Annotated in this window: 16 protein-coding genes; 5 read left to right on the forward strand and 11 right to left on the reverse strand. The window is 64.7% G+C overall.

The window, feature by feature from the left end; translation table 11 throughout:
* Positions 1-66 precede the first annotated feature (66 nt).
* A complete protein-coding gene (locus ASE95_RS17230) occupies positions 67-303 on the forward strand; it encodes a hypothetical protein (RefSeq protein WP_082449588.1) in 237 nt (78 codons plus the stop codon).
* Between the two features lie 65 nt (positions 304-368).
* Here ASE95_RS17230 and ASE95_RS06015 read toward each other — a convergent pair whose 3' ends face one another.
* From ASE95_RS06015 to ASE95_RS06050, 7 genes are all read right to left on the reverse strand, one after another.
* On the reverse strand, positions 369-1,109 hold the full coding sequence (locus ASE95_RS06015) for a Crp/Fnr family transcriptional regulator (protein WP_056632707.1): 741 nt from the start codon (positions 1,107-1,109) through the stop codon (positions 369-371).
* A 224-nt stretch (positions 1,110-1,333) separates the two neighbouring features.
* Entirely contained in the window at positions 1,334-2,017 is a 684-nt protein-coding gene (locus ASE95_RS06020; protein ID WP_162234668.1) for a Crp/Fnr family transcriptional regulator, read from the reverse strand.
* Between the two features lie 324 nt (positions 2,018-2,341).
* Positions 2,342-2,596, reverse strand: coding sequence for a DUF6894 family protein (locus tag ASE95_RS06025; protein WP_056632713.1), 255 nt, complete (start codon positions 2,594-2,596; stop codon positions 2,342-2,344).
* A gap of 436 nt (positions 2,597-3,032) precedes the next feature.
* Complete coding sequence (locus ASE95_RS06030; RefSeq protein WP_056632716.1) at positions 3,033-3,221, reverse strand: DUF3008 family protein; 189 nt, start codon at positions 3,219-3,221, stop codon at positions 3,033-3,035.
* A gap of 157 nt (positions 3,222-3,378) precedes the next feature.
* Positions 3,379-4,431 carry a zinc-dependent alcohol dehydrogenase gene (locus tag ASE95_RS06035; protein ID WP_056632719.1) on the reverse strand — a complete coding sequence of 351 codons (1,053 nt, stop codon included), beginning with the start codon at positions 4,429-4,431 and terminating at the stop codon, positions 3,379-3,381.
* Complete coding sequence (locus ASE95_RS06040; RefSeq protein ID WP_082449590.1) at positions 4,428-5,279, reverse strand: lactonase family protein; 852 nt, start codon at positions 5,277-5,279, stop codon at positions 4,428-4,430. Before ASE95_RS06040 ends, ASE95_RS06035 begins: the two co-directional genes overlap by 4 nt.
* Positions 5,280-5,447: 168 nt before the next feature.
* Positions 5,448-5,972 carry a ferritin-like domain-containing protein gene (locus tag ASE95_RS06050; protein ID WP_056632728.1) on the reverse strand — a complete coding sequence of 175 codons (525 nt, stop codon included), beginning with the start codon at positions 5,970-5,972 and terminating at the stop codon, positions 5,448-5,450.
* Positions 5,973-6,144: 172 nt separating this feature from the next.
* On the opposite strand from ASE95_RS06050, the gene ASE95_RS06055 reads away from it, so the two are divergent.
* The 3 genes from ASE95_RS06055 to ASE95_RS06065 all read left to right on the forward strand — a co-directional run bounded on the left by ASE95_RS06055 (position 6,145) and on the right by ASE95_RS06065 (position 10,742).
* The gene (locus tag ASE95_RS06055) at positions 6,145-7,692 is read left to right on the forward strand and encodes an MFS transporter (protein WP_082449592.1); all 1,548 of its coding nucleotides are present in this window, start codon (positions 6,145-6,147) and stop codon (positions 7,690-7,692) included.
* 87 nt (positions 7,693-7,779) lie between these two features.
* Positions 7,780-10,002 carry a hypothetical protein gene (locus ASE95_RS06060; RefSeq protein WP_056632735.1) on the forward strand — a complete coding sequence of 741 codons (2,223 nt, stop codon included), beginning with the start codon at positions 7,780-7,782 and terminating at the stop codon, positions 10,000-10,002.
* A 2-nt stretch (positions 10,003-10,004) separates the two neighbouring features.
* Positions 10,005-10,742, forward strand: a complete 738-nt coding sequence (locus ASE95_RS06065; RefSeq protein WP_056632737.1) for an SDR family oxidoreductase — start codon at positions 10,005-10,007, stop codon at positions 10,740-10,742.
* Between the two features lie 16 nt (positions 10,743-10,758).
* Here ASE95_RS06065 and ASE95_RS06070 read toward each other — a convergent pair whose 3' ends face one another.
* The 4 genes from ASE95_RS06070 to glf all read right to left on the reverse strand — a co-directional run bounded on the left by ASE95_RS06070 (position 10,759) and on the right by glf (position 16,861).
* A complete protein-coding gene (locus ASE95_RS06070; RefSeq protein ID WP_443025435.1) occupies positions 10,759-11,985 on the reverse strand; it encodes a dicarboxylate/amino acid:cation symporter in 1,227 nt (408 codons plus the stop codon).
* Entirely contained in the window at positions 11,979-12,983 is a 1,005-nt protein-coding gene (locus tag ASE95_RS06075; RefSeq protein WP_200918748.1) for a methyltransferase, read from the reverse strand. Before ASE95_RS06075 ends, ASE95_RS06070 begins: the two co-directional genes overlap by 7 nt.
* Before the next feature lie 280 nt (positions 12,984-13,263).
* Positions 13,264-14,265 (reverse strand): alpha/beta fold hydrolase, encoded by a 1,002-nt coding sequence (locus ASE95_RS06080; protein WP_056632740.1) that lies wholly within the window; start codon positions 14,263-14,265, stop codon positions 13,264-13,266.
* 202 nt (positions 14,266-14,467) lie between these two features.
* The gene (gene glf, locus ASE95_RS06085; protein WP_235528203.1) at positions 14,468-16,861 is read right to left on the reverse strand and encodes a UDP-galactopyranose mutase; all 2,394 of its coding nucleotides are present in this window, start codon (positions 16,859-16,861) and stop codon (positions 14,468-14,470) included.
* 119 nt (positions 16,862-16,980) lie between these two features.
* Here glf and ASE95_RS06090 point away from each other — a divergent pair, with 119 nt between their 5' ends.
* On the forward strand, positions 16,981-19,161 hold the full coding sequence (locus ASE95_RS06090; protein ID WP_056633358.1) for a family 1 glycosylhydrolase: 2,181 nt from the start codon (positions 16,981-16,983) through the stop codon (positions 19,159-19,161).
* The last annotated feature ends 295 nt before the right edge of the window (positions 19,162-19,456 follow it).

A 19,456-nucleotide genomic window follows, 5' to 3' on the forward strand; every position in this document is an offset into this window, starting at 1 on the left:
GCTTGAACCTCACCGCCTATCTGGAGGATCTCGGCGCGCAGGTGACATGGGCGACGAGCGTCGAGGATGCGATCCCGACCATCGAACGCAACGCGCCCCATCGACATCGCGATCGTCGATCTGAACCTGCACGGCGTCAGGAGCGATCCGGTGCTGGACCATTTGCTGTCGCGCAACGTCTTCACGATCCTGTGCACCGGCTACGACGGGTCCAGCGTTCCCGATTGTTTCAGGGCGCTGCCGCGGTCGGAAAAGCCGTTCACGCTGTCGAAGATCAGGACGTTGTTGGGCGCACACCTGTAGCGCCGGTTAACCGTGGCGCGGATCGCCTGTCGGAGCGATCCGGCCGCGGTGGCAGCCACTGCCCGTCAGGGCTGGCCGACACCATCCTTACCGAACGAGCCGATCAGGCGGCGGTATTCCAGTTCGGGAACGCCATAACCCTCGCCTGCCATATCGATCAACTTCGCACGATCGACGATCAGGACGCGCCCGCGCGTGGAGCGGATCATCCCTGCACCCTCAAGGATGTGCAACGCCACCGTAACGCCGCTACGCTCCGCGGCGATCATCATGCCGATGAACTCGTGAGTCAGCCGGATCTCATCGCCTTCGACCCGGTCGTGACACATCAACAGCCAGCGGGCGAGGCGGGATTCGATCCGCTGGTGCGCGTTGGTCGCCGCGCTCTGCGCGGTCTGGACGGTAAGGGTCTGGACATACCGCAACAACAGGGTGCGCATCGTCCGGCTCTGCTCGATCGCCTCAAGGTAACGATCGGCAGCGATACGCAGGGCAAATCCGCCACCGACCTGGATGAAGGTTTCGTGCGGCGATCGGTCCGATCCCAACAACAGAAACGAAGCGGACACGCCTTCATAACCGAAGATGCCGACCTCGGTTCGCGACTTGCCCGGCGTGTCCGACACGATCGAGGCGATCGCCTCTTCCATGAAATACACGTGTTCGACGGGTGTATGGGCCGGAACCATCACCATCTCGCGCTCGACCGCTACGCGGCGCAGGTGCGGCTGGAGCACGCCGTAGTCGTCCGGCGACATCGCGCGCAGCAGGATGTTTCTGGTCGACGACTGGTCCGGATGCGGCATGGTCGCCCCACAATCTCAAGGGCGAAAGCGCACAGGTCTTCCAGTCGCTTGCGCCCCTGGACATTGGCAAGCGATCAGGAGCACCTATGTAGCTGGTCCGTCATTGCCTACCAATTGTGCGATAGCCCACAGTTCCCGTTCGGATGCATTTGGGCTTGACCGGCATTCGATCGCCGTGGCCGCACCGGTCGGCACCGCCCCCGTCCGGCACCCGACCACCCCGCTCACGATGCCGCGATCCACGGATCGGTCTTGCCGAACGGCGCGATCATCGCGCGATACTCCGCTTCCGACCGACCATAGCCATCCCCCGCGAGTTCTTCCAGCAGATTACGGTCGAGAATCGCCACCCGCCCGCGCCGCGAGCGGATCATGCCGGCACCTTCCAGCACGTGCAGCGACACCGTGACGCTGGATCGTTCGGCCGCGATCATCATCGCCATGAATTCATGCGTCAGCGGTATCTCGTCAGCATCGTAGCGGTCGTGACACATCAACAGCCACCGCGCGAGCCGGGCTTCGATCCGCTGATGCGCGTTCGACACCGTGCTATGTGCAAGCTGGACGATGAACGTCTGCACGTAGCGTAGCAAGGTCGTCCGCAACGTGGCGCTCTGGTCGACTGCCGCCATGAACGGCGCTGCCGCGATGCGCAGCCCCATGTGCCCGTCCACCTGGATGAAGGTTCGATGGGGCGAGGCGGTGGCGCCCAGCAACAGCGGTATGCCGGAAAACCCCTCCCTGCCGAAAATACCGATCTCGGTCATCCCGTGATCGGCGGTGTCGACGACCACCGAGGCGATGCCCCCCTCCGGAAACCAGAGGTGTTCGATCGGCCGACCCGCTTCGATCAGCACCGCTTCGCGCGCAAGTTCCTCGCGCACCAGATACGGTTCGAGGAGCGCCACATCTTGCCGCGACAATGACGCGATCAAAATATTCGTAGAATGTAGCCTGTCCGCTTCCGCCACGAGATCGCCCTTGCACATGGGGCGAAAGCGCTGACGTCTTTCAGTCGCCCGCGCCCTGATCGTCGGCAAACGATCCCCGGAACGTACAACTATGGCTCACGCTCTTCCAGCGTTCGTCGTCAACTGTGCGCCATCGCACATTCAATCGACCGACCGCAGGCGTCGCCGCTGAAAAAGCGGGAGCCCCGCAGGTTTTTGTTCCGGCGAAAACGCCACCGTTTGCAAATATTGGATATATAACAGAGGGTTGGCCAGTATCGCTCAAACGCCGACATCTTGCGACGGCCCGGTGACCGTCACCTCGAACGGCAAGGTCGCCTGCAGTCGTCCGGCCTCATCCTCGATAAGGAACACGATCCTTATGCTCGTGCTGCCACTCGCAACACCTTCCGCCAGCAGTGCGGTGCTGGCCCGGACCGCGGCCCGACGAGCCTCCGCCAAACTCGCGAACGCCTGCCCCTCCTCGTCTTTCGCTAGGCCGGAAGCCATATGAACGTGGGTGTAAAAAATCGGCATCACTGCTCAACCCACTGACAAGCTTGAATGTTCTGTCTAATTATCACAGAGCCGCATACTCCCGCTTACGGCACAGCAGCGCCAGTTCCACACGGCGCTCTCAGGCGCAAACTGCAAGCTTCGCGGCCGACATCGGCTCACGAATGTGGCCGCCGCCCTCGCCTGCCCCCGAAGCCGATGTGATCGACCCGCCGTGCCTCGGTCGCCGATGCGCATGCGTTCGGATCGGGCATGACCGGACCGGTGCTGGTCGAGGAGATTCGCGAAACAGGATCGCGAAGACCGTAGCCGGTCGCGACGCCGTGCCGTGGCGGCAACCATTCAGCGCGTCGAGCGGATAAGCCGCCGCCGATGGTCCACGCGCGCTGGCGTCGGGCGTCGCCGGCGACCGTCGCTCCCGCCGTCGGACGACGCGCTGCGCGTGGCCGCCCACCGCTCAGCTTTTCGAAGCGTGCTCGACCTTGCCTTTGCGCTTGGTGTGCGCAAGCTCCTCAAGCTGTGGCTCGGTCATGGATTGCTCCATGCTCTTCGCCGCGTCGCGCAATTTCGATACGGGCTGGTCGCCCCGCCTGGCGCTAAGGGCTGCGCCGGCGGCTTTTTGTTGAGCGGCGGATTTTGCTGGCATGACGGATCTCGCTGACCGGTTTCCAGGCATCAACGATCCTGTCGGTCGCCGGTGCCCATGTCGTGCCACAAACAGACCTGTGTTATTGTGTTCCGTCGATAGTGCCGGGGATGGATTGTTCGAACAGGTCGCCCCCGGCGGGATCGGTCGTATCCGTTCAGACCGTCAGGCCGACGAATATCGCGCCGGTACGCCGCCGGTCCTGCGCAACCTCGAACGCCTCGTTGATCCGGTCCAGCGGAAAGCGATGGGTAATCAGTTCCTGCGTCTTCAGCTTGCCGCGCGCGACCAGCTCCAGCGCCTCGACCTGCTCGGCATCGATGTCATGAAACGCGAAGCTGGCGCTGGGAATCAGCGTGATTTCCGACATCTGGATGCGCTGCCATTCCAGCGCGATCGACGTGGCACCAGCGTCGAAGCCGCCGACGATCACGACCTTGCCGCCGCGCCGCGCCAGCGTCGTCGCAAGCGGCAGCGTGTCGGGCATCGACTCGCCGCCGGCGCACTCGAAGACGATGTCGGCACCGCGCCCGTGGGTGAACGCCATGACCGCGTCGTAGGGATCTTCGCTGGCAGAATCGACGACGCGATCCGCGCCCAGCCGCTCGGCAAGCGCCAGCGCATGCGGAACGGTGTCGATGATCAGCACGTCGGCACCGCTCGCCTTCGCCAGCATCAATTGACCCAGGCCGATCGGCCCCGCCCCGATGATCGCCACCCGTGCGTTGATCGTCAGCCCCGACAGATGCTGCGCGTGAAGCGCAACGGCATAGGTATCCAGCAGCGCCGCATCGTCATACCCGATCGAATCGGGCAGCGGGTGGAACTTGTGCGCAGGTCCGACGACATATTCGGCGTAGGCACGCGACACGCTGGCGCGGCGCGTCGCGTACAGATCCGGACAGCGGTTGTACTGCTGGACTCGGCACCATTCGCAATGACCGCATCCCAGTACCGACTCGATCAGCACGCGGTCGCCCACGGCGACATGCGTCACCTCCGCACCCGCCTCCACGACCTCGCCCGCCAGTTCGTGGCCCATGATGCAGCAGTGCAGTTCCTCCTCCGCCTTCTTCCAATGGCGAAGGTCGGTGCCGCAGATCCCGGCCATCCGCACGCGCGCCTTGACCCAATCGGCGGCGGGCAGCGTCGGCTCCTCCACCTCCTGCACTTCGAAACGTCCATCGGCGGTCTTCAGCGCGGCTTTCATGGCAGAACTCCCAGAAAGGCGGGACCGGGCACATCGACGCGACCGTCGACGGCGCATGGCACCCCATCCCTATCCAGCGGCAGCATCGTGACGCCGCCCGCTTCCTCATGGGCGACCAGCAGCCGCCCGTCGTCGATCAGCAGGAACCGCGGCGATCGACCGCCGCTGTCGTGCACCGCCAGCAGCCGCACGTCGCCGGCATCGTCGATCGCGAAGGTGGCGATACTGTCGTGCCCGCGATTGCTGACGTGAACACGGTCGGCGTGAAGCAGGATCGCCCCGCCCAGCGTCTCGCCTCGCTCCACGCCCGGCGGCAACGTCGATGTCACGCACCGCTCGCTCAGCGTCCCGTCTTCCGCCACATCGAGCACCGTCAACGACACCGCCAGTTCGCTGACGAGATAGGCGATCGGCAGCGACGGATGAAAGGCGATCTGCCGCGGACCCGATCCGGGCGGCGCGACGTACGCGATGCGCGGCACCGACAACGACTTGTCACCGTCTTCGAACAGCAGGATCTGGTCGGTGCCCAGATCGGTGACGTAGAGCCGCCCATGGGCGTCGAAGCCAACCCAATGCGCGTGCGCGCCGTCTTGCCGGTCGGCTACGGGACCATGGCCGTGATGCTGGTACAGCGCGGGTGCCTCGCTCGGCACGCCGTTTGCGTCCAGCCGAAACGATGCGGTCGTGCCACTGCCGTAATGCGCGACGGCAAGCCGGCGACCCGCGTGGTCCAGGGCGAGGTGACAGGGTTCGCGGCCCCCGATGCCACGCGGGCAATCTCTCTCCAGCCCTGCGCGCTGTCGTACAGCAGCAGCGTGCCCGTCATTTCGTCGACGAAGAACCATCGTTCGCCGTCGATGCCGGCGACGCCGGCCGAGACGTTGCACGCCGGTGCGACGATGCCCGCATCCATGAGCCGCCCGGGCTCGTGCTCCAGCAGATAGAGCCCCTGCGCACCCTGCGCGGCATAGCCGCCCGCGATCACGCGTCGCATCGCCCCGATCCCGTCCGTGTCACACCTTTGCGGTGATCGATCCGGCCTCGGCGTACAGGCCGGCATAGCGCCGGGTGACCATCGGCAGCGATTCGTCGATCCATGCTGCCATCGCCTCTTCCTCGGACAAGGATTGCTGCAGCAGCGGGATCGCCTTGGCAAAGCCGCCATCCTCGGCCAGTACGAGCAGCGATTTGTAGGCCGCGATCTCGAAATGCTCGAAGGCGTAATTGGCGAAGCTGTTCTTGACGATCTCGTCACCCGCCGCGCTGTGCACGATCGCCGCCATGCTGCCCGACATGCTGAGTCCCAGATCCTTTAACGTGGAGCCGGTGGTAGCGAAGTCGGCCAGTATCTCGTCCAGCCTCGCGATCTGCGCGTCGGTTTCGTCGATGTGCAGCCGCAGGCGATCGGCCACTTCCGGATAATTGACGATCCGCGACACTTGCGGCGTCATGATCGACAAGGCCTGCTTCTCGACGGCATGCGCGTTGGTCAGCCCGGTGACGAACAGTTCGCGCAGCGTATCGGATGGTACAGCCATCGGATCAACTCCTCTCGTTGGCGACCGGAGCCCATAAGAGGCAGCGCCGGTGTTATTGAACGGATCAGCCTAGAGACGCGCGATGGTCGTCCGACGATCCGACAAATTATCCATATTTTCCCGCAACATGAATCAACATGTCCGTTATGCGTGACGCGAAACCCTGTCCGGCATGGCGACGTTTCGCGGAGTGATGGGCATCTATCCGCAAAGCGAGATGACCCCCGCCGAACAGGAGCGCGGGTTGCGCCTGCTCGTCATCGAGGCGCTCTTCTCGGGCGGCACCGCGGCGCTCACCACCGGCGTGATCCTGACCGCGTTCGCACTCCATCTGGGCGCATCGACCGCGATGGTCGGCGTGCTGGCGAGCATCCCGTTCCTCGCCCAGTTACTGCAACTGCCCGCGATCCATCTGGTCGAGCGCTGGCGCCGTCGCAAGCAGATCGCTGTGGTCACCAGCCTTGTCGGCCGCACGATGCTGGTGATCATGGCGGCGGCGGCGTTTTTCAGCGGCACCGTTCCGCTGCTCGTCTTCCTGGTCGCGCAACTGATCCTGTGCGGGCTGGGCGCGATCGGCAGTTGCGCATGGAACGCCTGGATGCGCGACCTCGCGCCGGAGGAGCGGCTGGGCCAGATCTTCGCGCGACGCAGCGTGTGGCTGACCGCGATCAGCCTGTTGCTCGGGTTGGTCGCGGCGCTCGCGCTGGAGATGACCGCACCGGGCTCCTCCGGGCGCGATCTCGCCTTTGCCGGCATGTTCGCGATCGGCTGCGTGACCGGCCTGGCCAGCGCACGCGTGGTTGCGATGATGCCCGAACCGGCGATGCCGCCCGCCGTCCAGCGGCTCGACCTGCAACAGCTTCTGCGCCAGCCGCTGCTCGACGCCAATTTCTGCCGCCTGCTGGTGTTCGTCGCCAGCTGGCAGTTCGCGATCAACCTCGCGACGCCGTTCTTCACCGTGTTCATCGTCCGGCAGCTGCATCTGAACATCAGCTTCGTCATGCTGCTGAGCGTCGCCAGCCAGGTCGCCAATATCCTCGCACTCCGCCTCTGGGGCACGCTGAGCGATCGGTTCGCCAACAAATCGGTGCTGGCGATATGCGCGCCCGCCTACATCCTTGCCATCGTCGCGATGATCGGCGCATCGCAATTTGGCGATCGCACCACGGTCAAATTGTGGCTGATCCTGCTGCACCTCGTCATGGGCGCTACGATCGCCGGCGTGACGCTGGCCAGCACGAACATCGCACTGAAACTGTCGCCGAAGGGGGCCGCCACCGCTTACGTCGCCACCAACGCGATGGTCACGGCGATCGCCGCGGGGGTCGCGCCGGTCATCGGCGGGCTGCTCGCGCAATTCTTCGCCGTCCGCCGGCTTGAACTGGTGGCGCGCTGGACCGGGCCGAACGGCGATTTCGCAGTGCCGGTCGTGCTGAGCCAATGGGACTTCTACTTCCTGATCGCGGGCGTGATCGGGCTGTACGCCGTGCACCGCCTGTCGCTGGTGGAGGAACATGGCGAGATCGAACGACGCGAGATGGTCGGGCAATTGCTGAGCGAGACCCGCCGCACCATCCGTAACATCTCGAGCGTCGCGGGACTGCGCGCGGCGACCGACCTGCCGGGCGCGTTGCTGCGCGATGCCCGACTTCGCGCACGTCTGCGGCGCGCGCAGGCGACGAAAAGCCGCGACCGCGAAAATATGTCTAGCCTGAATTAAGAAATCGCCGGACCGTCGCATCATCGAGGAACCGGCCTGTGGCTGACGTCTTGAAATGCCGATCCTTTGGTTATTTGGGAAAGGCTCATGCCGAAAACGGCGACTATCCAGGCATCGCCTCCGACCAGCCCCTACGCACTTGCCTTGCGCGCGGCGCTGAAAGACGGACACTCGCCGCTTCACCAATTCGCAATCGGGGAGTTGAAGGTCGACGTCGTTGTCACGAACGACTCGGTGTTCGCGATCGTGCGGCGGCCGGGTGCGGGCGGACTCGCGGTGCGCGCCGCCTATCTGCCGGTCCCGTTCGAGACGCATATGATGCGCGCGGAGCCGGGCGAGGCGACGCGGCTGCGCCTCACCAGCGCCATGGGCGAACATGTGCTCAGCTTCAGCGCCTGTCAGGACGCGCTGGAGCAATCGCGGATCACCACCGCTTTCACGCCCGCACGACCCATGGTCATCCCCTTTGCTCCGCGCGACCTGTATCCGCTCGACGAGGACGACGATCCGCTGCCGGCACGTGGCACGGTGGAGGCGTCGCAGCGCGGCATCAACACCGGGCTGCTGTACTTCCACATCGACGAGCCTGCGTTCGGCAACATCCTGTACGTGCAGAATCTGACGGCCTCGAACGATTACTTTCGCGCCACCGGCACCAAGCCGCGCGAAGCGATCGGCGGTGCCTGGCCAGAGCTGGGCTACGACCTGCCGACCCCCTCCGCGAAGGCCGACCCGGACAAGGTGGCGCTACGCCCCGGGGAAGCCGTGACGCTGTCCGACACGATCATGGTCTTCCGCCACGACGTGCCGACGCACGAGCGCGAGAGCGCCCGCCAATTCGTCCAGATGCTGGGCGCGGCCTACCGCATGATCGAGCTGCCGCCGGTCGAGTACCGTGATTGGGTCGACCGCGCGGATCGCTCCGCGCGCGATCTGGCGGACGCGCCGGAGGCGACGATCCGGCATTACGGACACCGCTATGTCCATCCCTATGTCGCGGCGGAATATCCCGACATCATGGTCCAGATGTCGGTGATCGCGGCGCTGCATGACTGGGGCAAGTGGCGCGGCGAGCCGCACCCGCTGGAAGAGGAATTGAAGGCGGGCCTGCGCAAGTTCTTCGATCCGAAGCTTGGTGCGCTGCGCCGCTACCTGCCCAACGTCGGCGCGGACAAGACGGCGGATGCTGTCGACAGCTGGTATCTGTATCATCCGCTCGTCAACCTGGGCGCGCTGGCGCTCGACGGTGATGAGGACGCGCACGCGCTTTTTCTCGATGCCATCGACTACGGCATCAAGGCGGCACGGCATTTCGACTACCGGTGGCCGGTGCAGTACGACATCACCGACTTCTCGATCATCGAGGAAACCGCGCCGGTCGATGGCCGCGGCCAGACCGATGTCGGCGGGATCTACGCCTGGCTGATGCTGCAGGCGTTCGAGCTCACCACCGACAAGACTTTCCTCGACGAAGCGCGTGCCGCGCTCGACGCGGCGATGGGGTTGCGCTTCAACATCAATTATCAGGCGAACCTCACCGCATGGGGCGCGGCGGCGTGCATGCGGATGTGGCGGATCACCAACCGCGACGTCTATCTCGAACAAAGCTACGTCTATCTGGCGAGCTTCCTGCACAATGCGGTGATCTGGGAGAGTCGGCTCGATCATGCCGCGTCCTACGAGACGTTCCTGGGCGTCACCTGCCTTCAGGATGCGCCGTACATGGCGCTGTACGAATGCTTCGACAGCTTCGTCGCCTTCGAACACTATCTCAGTGACAGCGGCCCCGATCTCGATCCTGCGGCGCGGATGCTGATCAGCGAATATTGCAAATACGCCCTGTCGCGCGCCTGGTTCTATTACCCCGACGCGTTGCCGGCCGAGGCGGTCGCGGAACAGCAGCGCGAGCCGAACGGACATGTCGATCCCGCGCTCTCCTTCCCGCTTGAGGACCTTTACCCCGACGGGCAGCAAGCCGGACAGGTCGGGCAGGAAGTGTACGGCGCGGGGGCGGCCTTCATCTTCGCGTCACGCGCGTTCCATCGCATCGACGGCGCGCCGTTCATGCTGTTCTGCGACAACTTGCTGCGGGCGGTGGAGCGGACCGGCGACCGTGCGCTGACGATCATGCTCGATGGTGGCGAAACCTGCATCGCGAACCTGCGCCTGATCCGGTTAAAGCGGCGAAGCCTTTCCAAAAGCACCGTGACGACGGCGGGCGGCGACGCCATCCGCCCGCATTGCTCGACCCGCGACCGCGTCGACTATCACGTACCGGCGAACGGCCGGCTGATCCTCACCTGGGAATGACGATGAGCACCAGCACCACGAACCTCGCCGGCAAACGCATCCTGCTGACCGGCGGCACCACCGGCATCGGGCGCGCGACCCTGCTTCGGCTTGTCGCGGCGGGTGCCCGTGTCCTGACCTTTGGACGCGACCAATCGACGCTCGACGAAGCGCTTTCGTCGGCCGATGGGACGGAAGCCCCGATCGGCATCGCCGCCAACGCCGCGACCCGGCAGGGCATCGATACGGTGTTCGCCGCCGTCGACGAACGGCTGGGCGGGATCGACATGCTGGTCGCGTGCGCGGCACTGGGCGCGCAGCCGATCCACGAAATGGCTGATGACGACTGGCGCTACGTGATCGAGGCCAATCTGACCGGCTATCTCGCCTGCGCGCGCGCCGCGATTCTGCGCATGGAGGAAAGTGGCGGACATCTGCTGTTCGTCGGCTCGATCAGCACCGAGATCAAAGCGGCGGGGGAGAGCGTCTATGCCGCGACCAAGGCGGGCGTCCAGGCCTTCGCCGAAACGCTGCGCAAGGAAGTCGCGGACAGGGGCATCAAGGTCAGCGTGGTGCAGCCCGGCTCGGTCGACACCGACATGCAGGAATGCAGTGACACGGAGAAGAACGACGCGGTCGCCGGCGGGCAGATGCTGGTTGCGGACGAGATCGCCGACGCCATCGTCTTCGTGCTCACCCGCTCGAAGACGTGCGACGTCGTCAACCTGCGGATCGAGCCCATCATCCAGAAGACCAGCTGAGCGCGCGGTCAGGCGATCACGCCCGATCCGCCGCTCCGTCGACACGCCCGACGATCCGCGCCACCGCCAGATCGGCGGTGACGTTGCCGAGCGTGCGGAAGATGTCGGGCAGCGTCTCGATCGCGAGCAGAACGGGTAGCAGCACGACGGGCACCCCCATCGCGATGCAGACCGGGGCGATGATCGCGAAGAACGATACCTGCGCCGGCAGCCCAACCGCGGCGACGCTGACCGCCGCGGCGACGATCGCACCGCCCACCAGCGTCGTGACGCCAAGCGGCACGGCGTGTACCTGCGCGAGGTAGATCGCGACCGCCACGTTCGCGGCGGCGCTGGCGGCGCGGAACAGTGACACGGCAAGCGGCAGCACGATGCCGGCGGTGGCGGGCATGACGCGGAGCGGTGCCGCCGCGCTGATCATCGCCGGCAGGGACGCCAGCGATGATTGGGTGCTCACCGCGATCACCTGCGAGGGCAAGGCGGCCCGCGCGAAGGTCAGCGGGCTGATACGGCCGAACAACGCCGCCGCCGCATAGCATAACAGCGTTGCGAACAGACATGCGGCGATCACCACGAACACGTAGTGCGCCAGCACGCCAGCCGCCGCGCCGCCCATACGGCTCCCGACCCCGACTGCCAGCGCGAACACGCCGACCGGCGCGATCCACAGCACCCATGTGACGATCCGCAGCATGGTCTGTCCGATCCCGCGAAACACACGCTCCAGGGCGGCACGCGGCTCTGCCTCGATCCCGCTTGCGCCCAGTCCGAACAGCAGGGCGAAGATCACCAGCGGCACCATCGCTGTGTCCGCCGCCGCCCGGATCGGGTTGGTCGGAATGATGTTGTCGAGCCAGTGCGCATCCCCGAGCGGAACCGGTCCCGCACCCCGCGCCTCGCCGAGCGCCGCCGCTCCCGGCGGCAACGGCACCCCGCGCAGGACCAGCGTCGTCGTGACGGCCGCCAGCAGCGTCGAGGCGATCAGCAGAATCGCGAACCAGCCGATCGCGCGCGCCGCCACCTTCCCGCCCGACGCCTCCCGCGCTGCCTCCATGACGCCCGTGACGAGCAGCGCGAACACCAGCGGGACCACGGTCATCGTCAGCGCGTCGAGCCACAGCTTGCCGACCGGCTGTGCGACGCGCACCGCGACCTCGCCATGGGCGGTGCCCGTCAACCAGACGCCGATGGCGAGGCCCGCGACCAGGCCGATCAGGATCCGCGCAGGTGGCGTGTTCAGGATCGCGGCGACCCTTCGCTCTCCAGCGTCCCGGCTTCCGCGTGGGTGATGCACATGCCGACCGCCGCGATCCGATCGACCTCTAGATAGGCCGGCTGGTCGAGATCCTCGCTGAAGATGTCGGGGTCCAGCTCGTGATAGTCGATCGTCCACTCGGGCCCATCGAGCCGCGCCATGACCTGTTCGCGGAACAGGTCGCGCCCGCCCACGATCGAGATCCCGGTGTGGAGTATCAGCTGCCCGCCAGGTGCTAGCTTTTTTACCCCGGCCAGCACCCAGTCGAGCGACAGTCGCGCGCCATACAGGTCGCCGCCGTCGCGATAGGCACGCTTGTCGCTGTCCATCATGAAGGGTGGATGGGTGACGATCAGGTCGAACGGACCGTCGACCTGCGACGGGCTGCTGGCCTGGACCGCGACGTGCCTGACGCCGGCGACTTCCGCGTTGACCGACGCGAGGACCAGCGCCTTGGGATTGATGTCGGCCAGCGTCAGCGTGGCATCCGCTATCTTACTGGCCGCGGTGATGCCGCCCACCCCCGCGCCGGCACCGTAATCGAGGATGCGGCTGCCCGGCAGCCGTCGCGATTTGGCGGCGATATAGTCGGCAAAGCGATAGCTGTCGGGGCCGAGGAACACCGCATCGGCCTGGAGCGTCGGAAAGGCCGAGTGCACGAACAGGATGTCATGCACGCTGGAGACGCGGACCCGTGCCTTCAGGAGTGCGTCGGGGCCGTGATCGATCGCTTCGGCGACTTCCAGCGCATCCATGATCCCGGTCGGCAGCACCGCCGGATCGAACGGCAGGCTCCACCCCAGCACATCCTCCAGCGAACGCGCCCGCTCGCGTCCCGCGCGCTTCACGACCCGCGTATGTGTCGCAGGAGTCGGCGTGACGAAGCGATAGCCCGTATCATGCAGACGGCGCAGCAACTCAGCGTATGCGCGATGATTATTGTCGCCCGTGCGAAGCTCGGACGGACGGGTCAGAACCTGATCCACGTAGCTTACCCGAAAATCTGCGATATGTTAGTGGGACAGATATCATCCAGGTAGGTCATCGACACACGTCTTGCTTGATAAAGACGTTCCCTGATCCCACCGTCGCTGGCGAGACTTCTATAACCTGAATCTGAAATGCCGGATTATTGTGCCTGACCTGTGCTGCATCATCCGGTTCGCGGCAATGCCGATCGTGCGCGATCGAACCATCCTGCGGCGCTGGTTTGGCCTGTCCTCGCCATGGCGCCACGGTGCGGAGCGATCGGGATGGGCGGACGCTTCACGGCGTGATCGCCGCGCGCAACGTGCGCACGAAGATCGCAGGCGCCTCGACCTGCGGCGAATGCCCCAGGCCTTCGAGCCGGATGAGGCTGGCCCTCGGTATCCGCCTCGCCGCCTCCTCGGCCGCTTGTGGCACGGTCCGGATGCGCGCGCGCCGGGCCGGCGGTGCCGTGTTGGCGCGAAAGGCGGTCAAGTCGCGCTGGCCGATGATGAGAGACACCGGCATCGTCAATCGCGGCAATTCGGCGGCGACGGGCTGCGTCTGGATCATGTCCGACAAACGCGCCTGCGCATCGCGTACCACATCGCCGTCGGGGCTGGCATATTGACCCGCCAGCATCGCGACCCACCGATCGTAGGCGGGACGCCACTCTCCATGATAATAGGTGCGCAGTTGGTACGCCTTGATCGATGCGGCGTCCGTCTTCGCCTCCTTGGCGCGCAACACTCCCAGATCCGCATAGGGCACGCCCTCGGCCAGCGTATCGTTCAGGCCGAGCGGATTGACGAGCACGAGCCGCGACACCCGATCGGGATAGAGCAGCGCGAACCGGGCAGCCAGCAACCCGCCGGTCGAGTGACCGACAAGGATGACCTTCGTTGCGCCGGCTCGGTCGAGAAGCGCTGCCGTCAACGCGGCCATCGTATGGAGACTATATTGGTAGCCGGCGGGCTTCGATGACTTGCAAAAGCCGATCTGGTCCGGTGCGATCACGCGATAGCCGGCGGCGGCGAGGCCGCGCATCGTGTCGTCCCACGTCGCCGCGCAGAAGTTCTTGCCGTGAAGAAGAACGACGGTCGCGCCATTCGACGCCGCGGAAGGCGCGACATCGAGATAGGCCATCTGAACCGCTCCGCCCTGCGATCCGGTTTCGAATCGATGAAGCGGTGCGGGGTAGGCGAACCGCTCCAGATTGGCACCGAGCGGCGTGGTCTGGGCCGCAGCGGTGGACGTGACGATGGCCGGCCAGGCAAGAGCCGCAAGAAGGATCTGAGGCATGGCACACCGAACGATCCATGTCCCGGCGATATCCCCGCTTGGCAAATGGCTTCGGGAACCGTTTGGCTTTCGACAGAGCGGCCCACGGGTGATTGCCTGGGGGATATCGCCGTCAGAGCGGTGGTCGATCATCGGCGTTTCGGATCTCGGGCGCGAACGCGTGTCCCCGCCTGAAGTCATATCACTCCCGCAGCTGCGATGCTCACTCCGCAGCCGCATCTGCGATTACGACAGGATCTCCTGCCGGCACCAACTCGCTTAGTTTCGATTTGAGCCGTCGATATGTTGCAAGCGCCTGTCCGACGACCTGGTCCATATTGTAGTAGCGGTACGTGGCGAGACGCCCGACGAAGGTTACGTTGGGTTCGGCCAGAGCCAGCGCCTCATAGCGCTTGAACAACGCCTGATTTTCCTCACGCGGGATCGGGTAATAGGGGTCTCCGGTCGCACTTGGGTATTCGTACGTTATACTGGTTCGATCCGCGACTTGCCCGGTCAGATGCTTATACTCGGTCACCCGGGTATGGGGTACGTCCTCTCCGGGATAGTTGACCACCGCGACCGGTTGATGCTGCTCCTCATCCAGCGTTAGATGTTCGAAACGCAATGAGCGATAGGGTAGCCGTCCGTAACGATAGTCGAAATACTCGTCGATCGGGCCGGTAAAGACCAGATGGTCGTGCGGATAGGCCGCACGTACGTCCGAATAATCGACACCTAGCAGCACGTCGATGTTAGGATGGTCGAGCATCGCCTCGAACATCCTGGTAAAGCCGTCGCGCGGCATCGCCTGATGCCGATCACTGAAATATCGGTCATCGTCATTGGTACGGGTCGGCACACGTGCCGTCACCGACTTGTCCAGCTCCGACGGGTCCATACCCCATTGCTTGCGCGTGTAACCGCGGAAGAAGGTTTCGTAGAGTTCCCGTCCCACCTTCGATATCACGACGTCCGCCGAGGTGAGGACCGCATCTATCGGTTCGGCACGCGCGGCCAGAAAAGCTTCGACCTCGGCATCACTCGACAGGTTCAGCCCGTACAGCAGGTTCAGGGTCGTCCGGTTGATCGGCATCGGCACGCGCCGGCCATCGACATCGGCGAGCACGCGATGCTCGTACGGCCGCCATTCCGTAAACCGGGAGAGGTAATCGAATATCTCGGTCGAGTTCGTGTGGAAGATGTGCGGTCCATATCGGTGCACCAATATGCCGGCGGCATCATAATGATCATACGCGTTGCCGGCGATGTGCGGACGGCGGTCGACCACCAGCACGCGCTTGCCACCGTCCGCGGCAAGCCGTTCGGCCATCACCGCGCCGGCAAATCCCGCGCCGACGATCATGACGTCGTACTGCTGGCGAACCGGCGGCCATGTCACGGGCGACACGATCGGTTCGTGACGGTTGCGGCTCGCGATCTCCGCGTTGATCAACGCCGCCATTTCGAGCGTCGTGCTCCGCCATGATCCCCGTGCGAGCTGCGTATCGGCTTCCTCGCGCCATGCATCGCCGGCGGCGCGCATCTTCAACGCCTCTTCGCAAGCGACGACGAACTCCTCGGCCGTATCTGCGATGCTGACACCCGGCAGATCGCCGTAATGACGAACGACGTCGGTGATCGGGGTGCTTACGACCGGGCATCCGGCGGCCAGATACTCCGGCGTCTTGGTCGGACTGATGAAGCGGGTCGCTTCGTTGATGGCAAATGGCATCAAGGCGACATTCCAGCCCGCCATATAGTCCGGCAATGCCGTATAAGACCGGCCGCCAAGATAATGAATATTGGCGCGGCGTGGCAGGGTTGCCTCGTCGATCTTCACGATTGGCCCGATCACGACGATCGACCATTCCGGATGTGCATCGGCAACGGCGGCAAGCAGGTCCAGGTTCATTCGCTCGTCGACAACGCCGGCAAATCCGAGCCGTGGCGAAGGGAGGAGCGACTGGTCTTCCGGCTCGACCACGGGTTGCTTTCGCGCGCGTGCGAAGTGCGAAACATCGATGCTGGAGGGAAAGGCATGCACATTACCGTGGCGCTCCCGCTTCGCCTCGTACAGGCTGGTCCCGCCGGTAAAGACGAGGTCGGCTCGCTCAATCAGCAATTGTTCACGCGCAAGCAGCTCCGGCGGCGCACCCTTGAACGCGGACAGTTCGTCCATGCAGTCGTAGACGACGCAGGCAGCCGCCACATGATCCGAAAACGGCAACATCATCGGCGTGTAGTACCAACGGATCACTTCGGCGCGGTCCGGCCCGAGTTCGTCATCGAGGAGCGCAGCAAGCGTCGCATCCTCGCTCCCGCGCAGGCTTTCGTCGAGTTGCGGCGTGAGAACGATCACGCCGCTGTCCGGACAGATATGGCGACTTAGTGTGGATGCTCCCGACCGATATTGCGGCTCTTCCCAGAACAAGACGTCGTTGGTCACCGCGAAGCGGGTCATCAGGTGCTGCGGACGCTGAAACACAAAAGCCCAACGCAGATGACTAAAACAGATCACCGTGGGACGACGCGGGCCCTTTGTGAAAGCGGGCGCCAAGGCCGGATCGGAAGACTGCTCGGTAGGCACAATTATCCCCTCTTTCCCTAATTGCATCGGGAAACTTGGCAGCGCTGTAGCGGGTTCCGGCTAAGCTATTGATTCCTGCTGCAAATCAATATGATTTCAGGAACGATGCCGTCTGGCGCCCGTTCAGCGAACGGGAGGGGGTATCGATGGTTCTGCAACTTTGGGGCGGGCCGGAGTGTACCGTAAATCGCACCGCGGGCGGCTATCACGACCAGACGCGACTAAGCGGTCATCATGATCGCCTGAACGATCTGGAGATCTTCTCGTCATTGGGGATGGCGGCCATTCGTTATCCAATTCTATGGGAACGGGTGGCGCCCGACCCGATGAAGGAGGCCGACTGGTCATGGACGGACCGGCGGCTATCGCGGCTTCGCGAACTCGGCATCCGTCCGATCGCCGGGCTTGTGCATCATGGCAGCGGGCCAGCCCATACCAACCTTCTCGACGATGCGTTCTCCGCCGGGCTCGGCCATTATGCCGGACAGGTTGCGCGGCGCTATCCGTGGATTCAGGATTGGACGCCGGTCAATGAACCGTTGACGACGGCGCGGTTCTCGGCGCTGTACGGGCACTGGTACCCTCATGCTCGTGATGAGAGGTCGCTCTGGTGCGCGCTCCTGAATCAGGTCGATGGCACGCGCGCCGCCATGCGGGCTGTTCGCGAGATCAATCCTTCAGCACGGCTCATCCAAACGGACGATCTCGGTCGAACGTACGCGACCCTGAACCTGGCGGAGCAAGCGGCCTTCGACAATGTTCGCCGCTGGGCGAGTTGGGACCTGTTGTTCGGTCGCATCGTACCCGACCACCCGCTTTGGAGCCGGCTGGTCGGGTTGGGCTTTGCCGAACGACTTCGCCGGATTGCCGATGATCCCTGTCCACCCGATGTTGTTGGCGTGAACCACTATCTGACGAGCGATCGTTTTCTGGATCATCGTCTGCAACGATACCCCCGGCAAACTCACGGCGGCAACGCCTGCCATCGCTACGCAGATATCGAAGCTGTACGCGTCCTCGATCCACCGCCCGCAGGCCTTGCCGGCACCCTTCGCGAAGCGTGGGAACGCTATGCCACGCCACTTGCCGTCACCGAGGTCCACAATGGGTGCACCCGAGAGGAGCAACTCCGCTGGGCTGCGGAGGCATGGGATACATGCGTGGCCCTGCGCGATGCAGGAGTGGACATTCAGGCGGTGACAGCCTGGTCGCTGCTTGGCAGTCATGGCTGGAACACCCTGCTGACCGGACCCGGCGTGTACGAGCCGGGCGTGTTCGACGTGGCGACCGGCACGCCGCGACCGACGGCCCTGGCATCGCTGTGGCAGGGGCTGCCGACAGGTACCGCGCGCCACCCGGTGGCGGATGAGCCGGGCTGGTGGCGCCGGGCGGATCGGCTGATCTATCCGGCGCTGAGTCACCCTGCCCGGCCAGACGTGCGAGTAACGCCCTCGACCACGCCGACGCCGGCGCCGACGCTATTGATCTGCGGCGCCGGTGAGGCAATGGGACGGTTGTTCGCGCGCGCTTGCCGCCAGCGTGGCATCGGGTATCGTTTGATCGACCAAGGCGCGCGGGATCTCGAACGTCCCTGTGCGATCGGCACCGTCCTGGATCAGGTGAAGCCGTGGGCGCTCGTCAACGCGGCCGGCTGGGCCCGCATCGACGATGCCGAAGACGATGAGGCCACATGCCATGCGGCGAACGCGACGGACGCGATCGCGCTGGCCGAAATTTGCGCCGATCGGGGCATTGCGAGCCTCAACTTCTCCAGCGAGCTGGTCTTCGATGGCACCATCGATCGATCGTACGTCGAGTCCGATGCACCGAATCCACTCAACGCGCTTGGCCGGAGCAAGGCAGCCATGGAGCGGGGATGTGCAGACCTCCCGCTCGCGCTGGTCGTGCGAACCGCCGCGCTCTTCTCCACGGAAGACCAGCACGATTTCGCCGTCTCGGCGGCGAATGCCCTTTCGGAGGGCCGAATATTTCGCGCCGCCGACGATCATGTCGTCAGCCCGACATTCGCACCGGCTATGGTCGATGCCGCGCTGGACCTGCTTATCGACCAGACGGTCGGCGTTTGTCACGTGGCCGGGGCGGAGGCGATGAGCTGGGCAGGCTTTGCCCATCGGATCGCCGACAAGCTCAACCTCGATGCGAACCTGATTGAAGAAGTTCCCGGAGACTTACTAGGCTGGCGAGCGACGCGACCGCTTCGCGCAGGTCTTTCGAGTGAGCGTTGCGCGTCGATCGGTCTCGATGAAAGCCTGTCTCGCTTTGCGAGCGACATGGGCGCGACCGGCAGACGATCGAAGGCAGCCTGAAGCTTGTCGCGCCTTTGCCGGGGCGCACGGATTCTCGACTTGCAAACGGATCGCCGGGCGATCAGCGAACATGATCCCGAACAGGCGACGAAAGAACGTGCGGCCGAATCGGGAAGGGCCGCGACGCTGGAGGGGCGAACGCGCCTTCCCATCACCGGCGCGCGCCGCCGACCTTGCCATCGCGGACGCGTAAGCGCCGCCCCCTGCTTAAATGTCACCGATCATCAAGGCGTTATCCGCGCCGTTAACCAAAGCTTGAGATCACATCCCGTAGGCCGGTTTTCAGCGAGGTCCC

The organism is Sphingomonas sp. Leaf231, assembly GCF_001421995.1.
In the GTDB taxonomy this organism is placed as follows: Bacteria; Pseudomonadota; Alphaproteobacteria; order Sphingomonadales; family Sphingomonadaceae; genus Sphingomonas.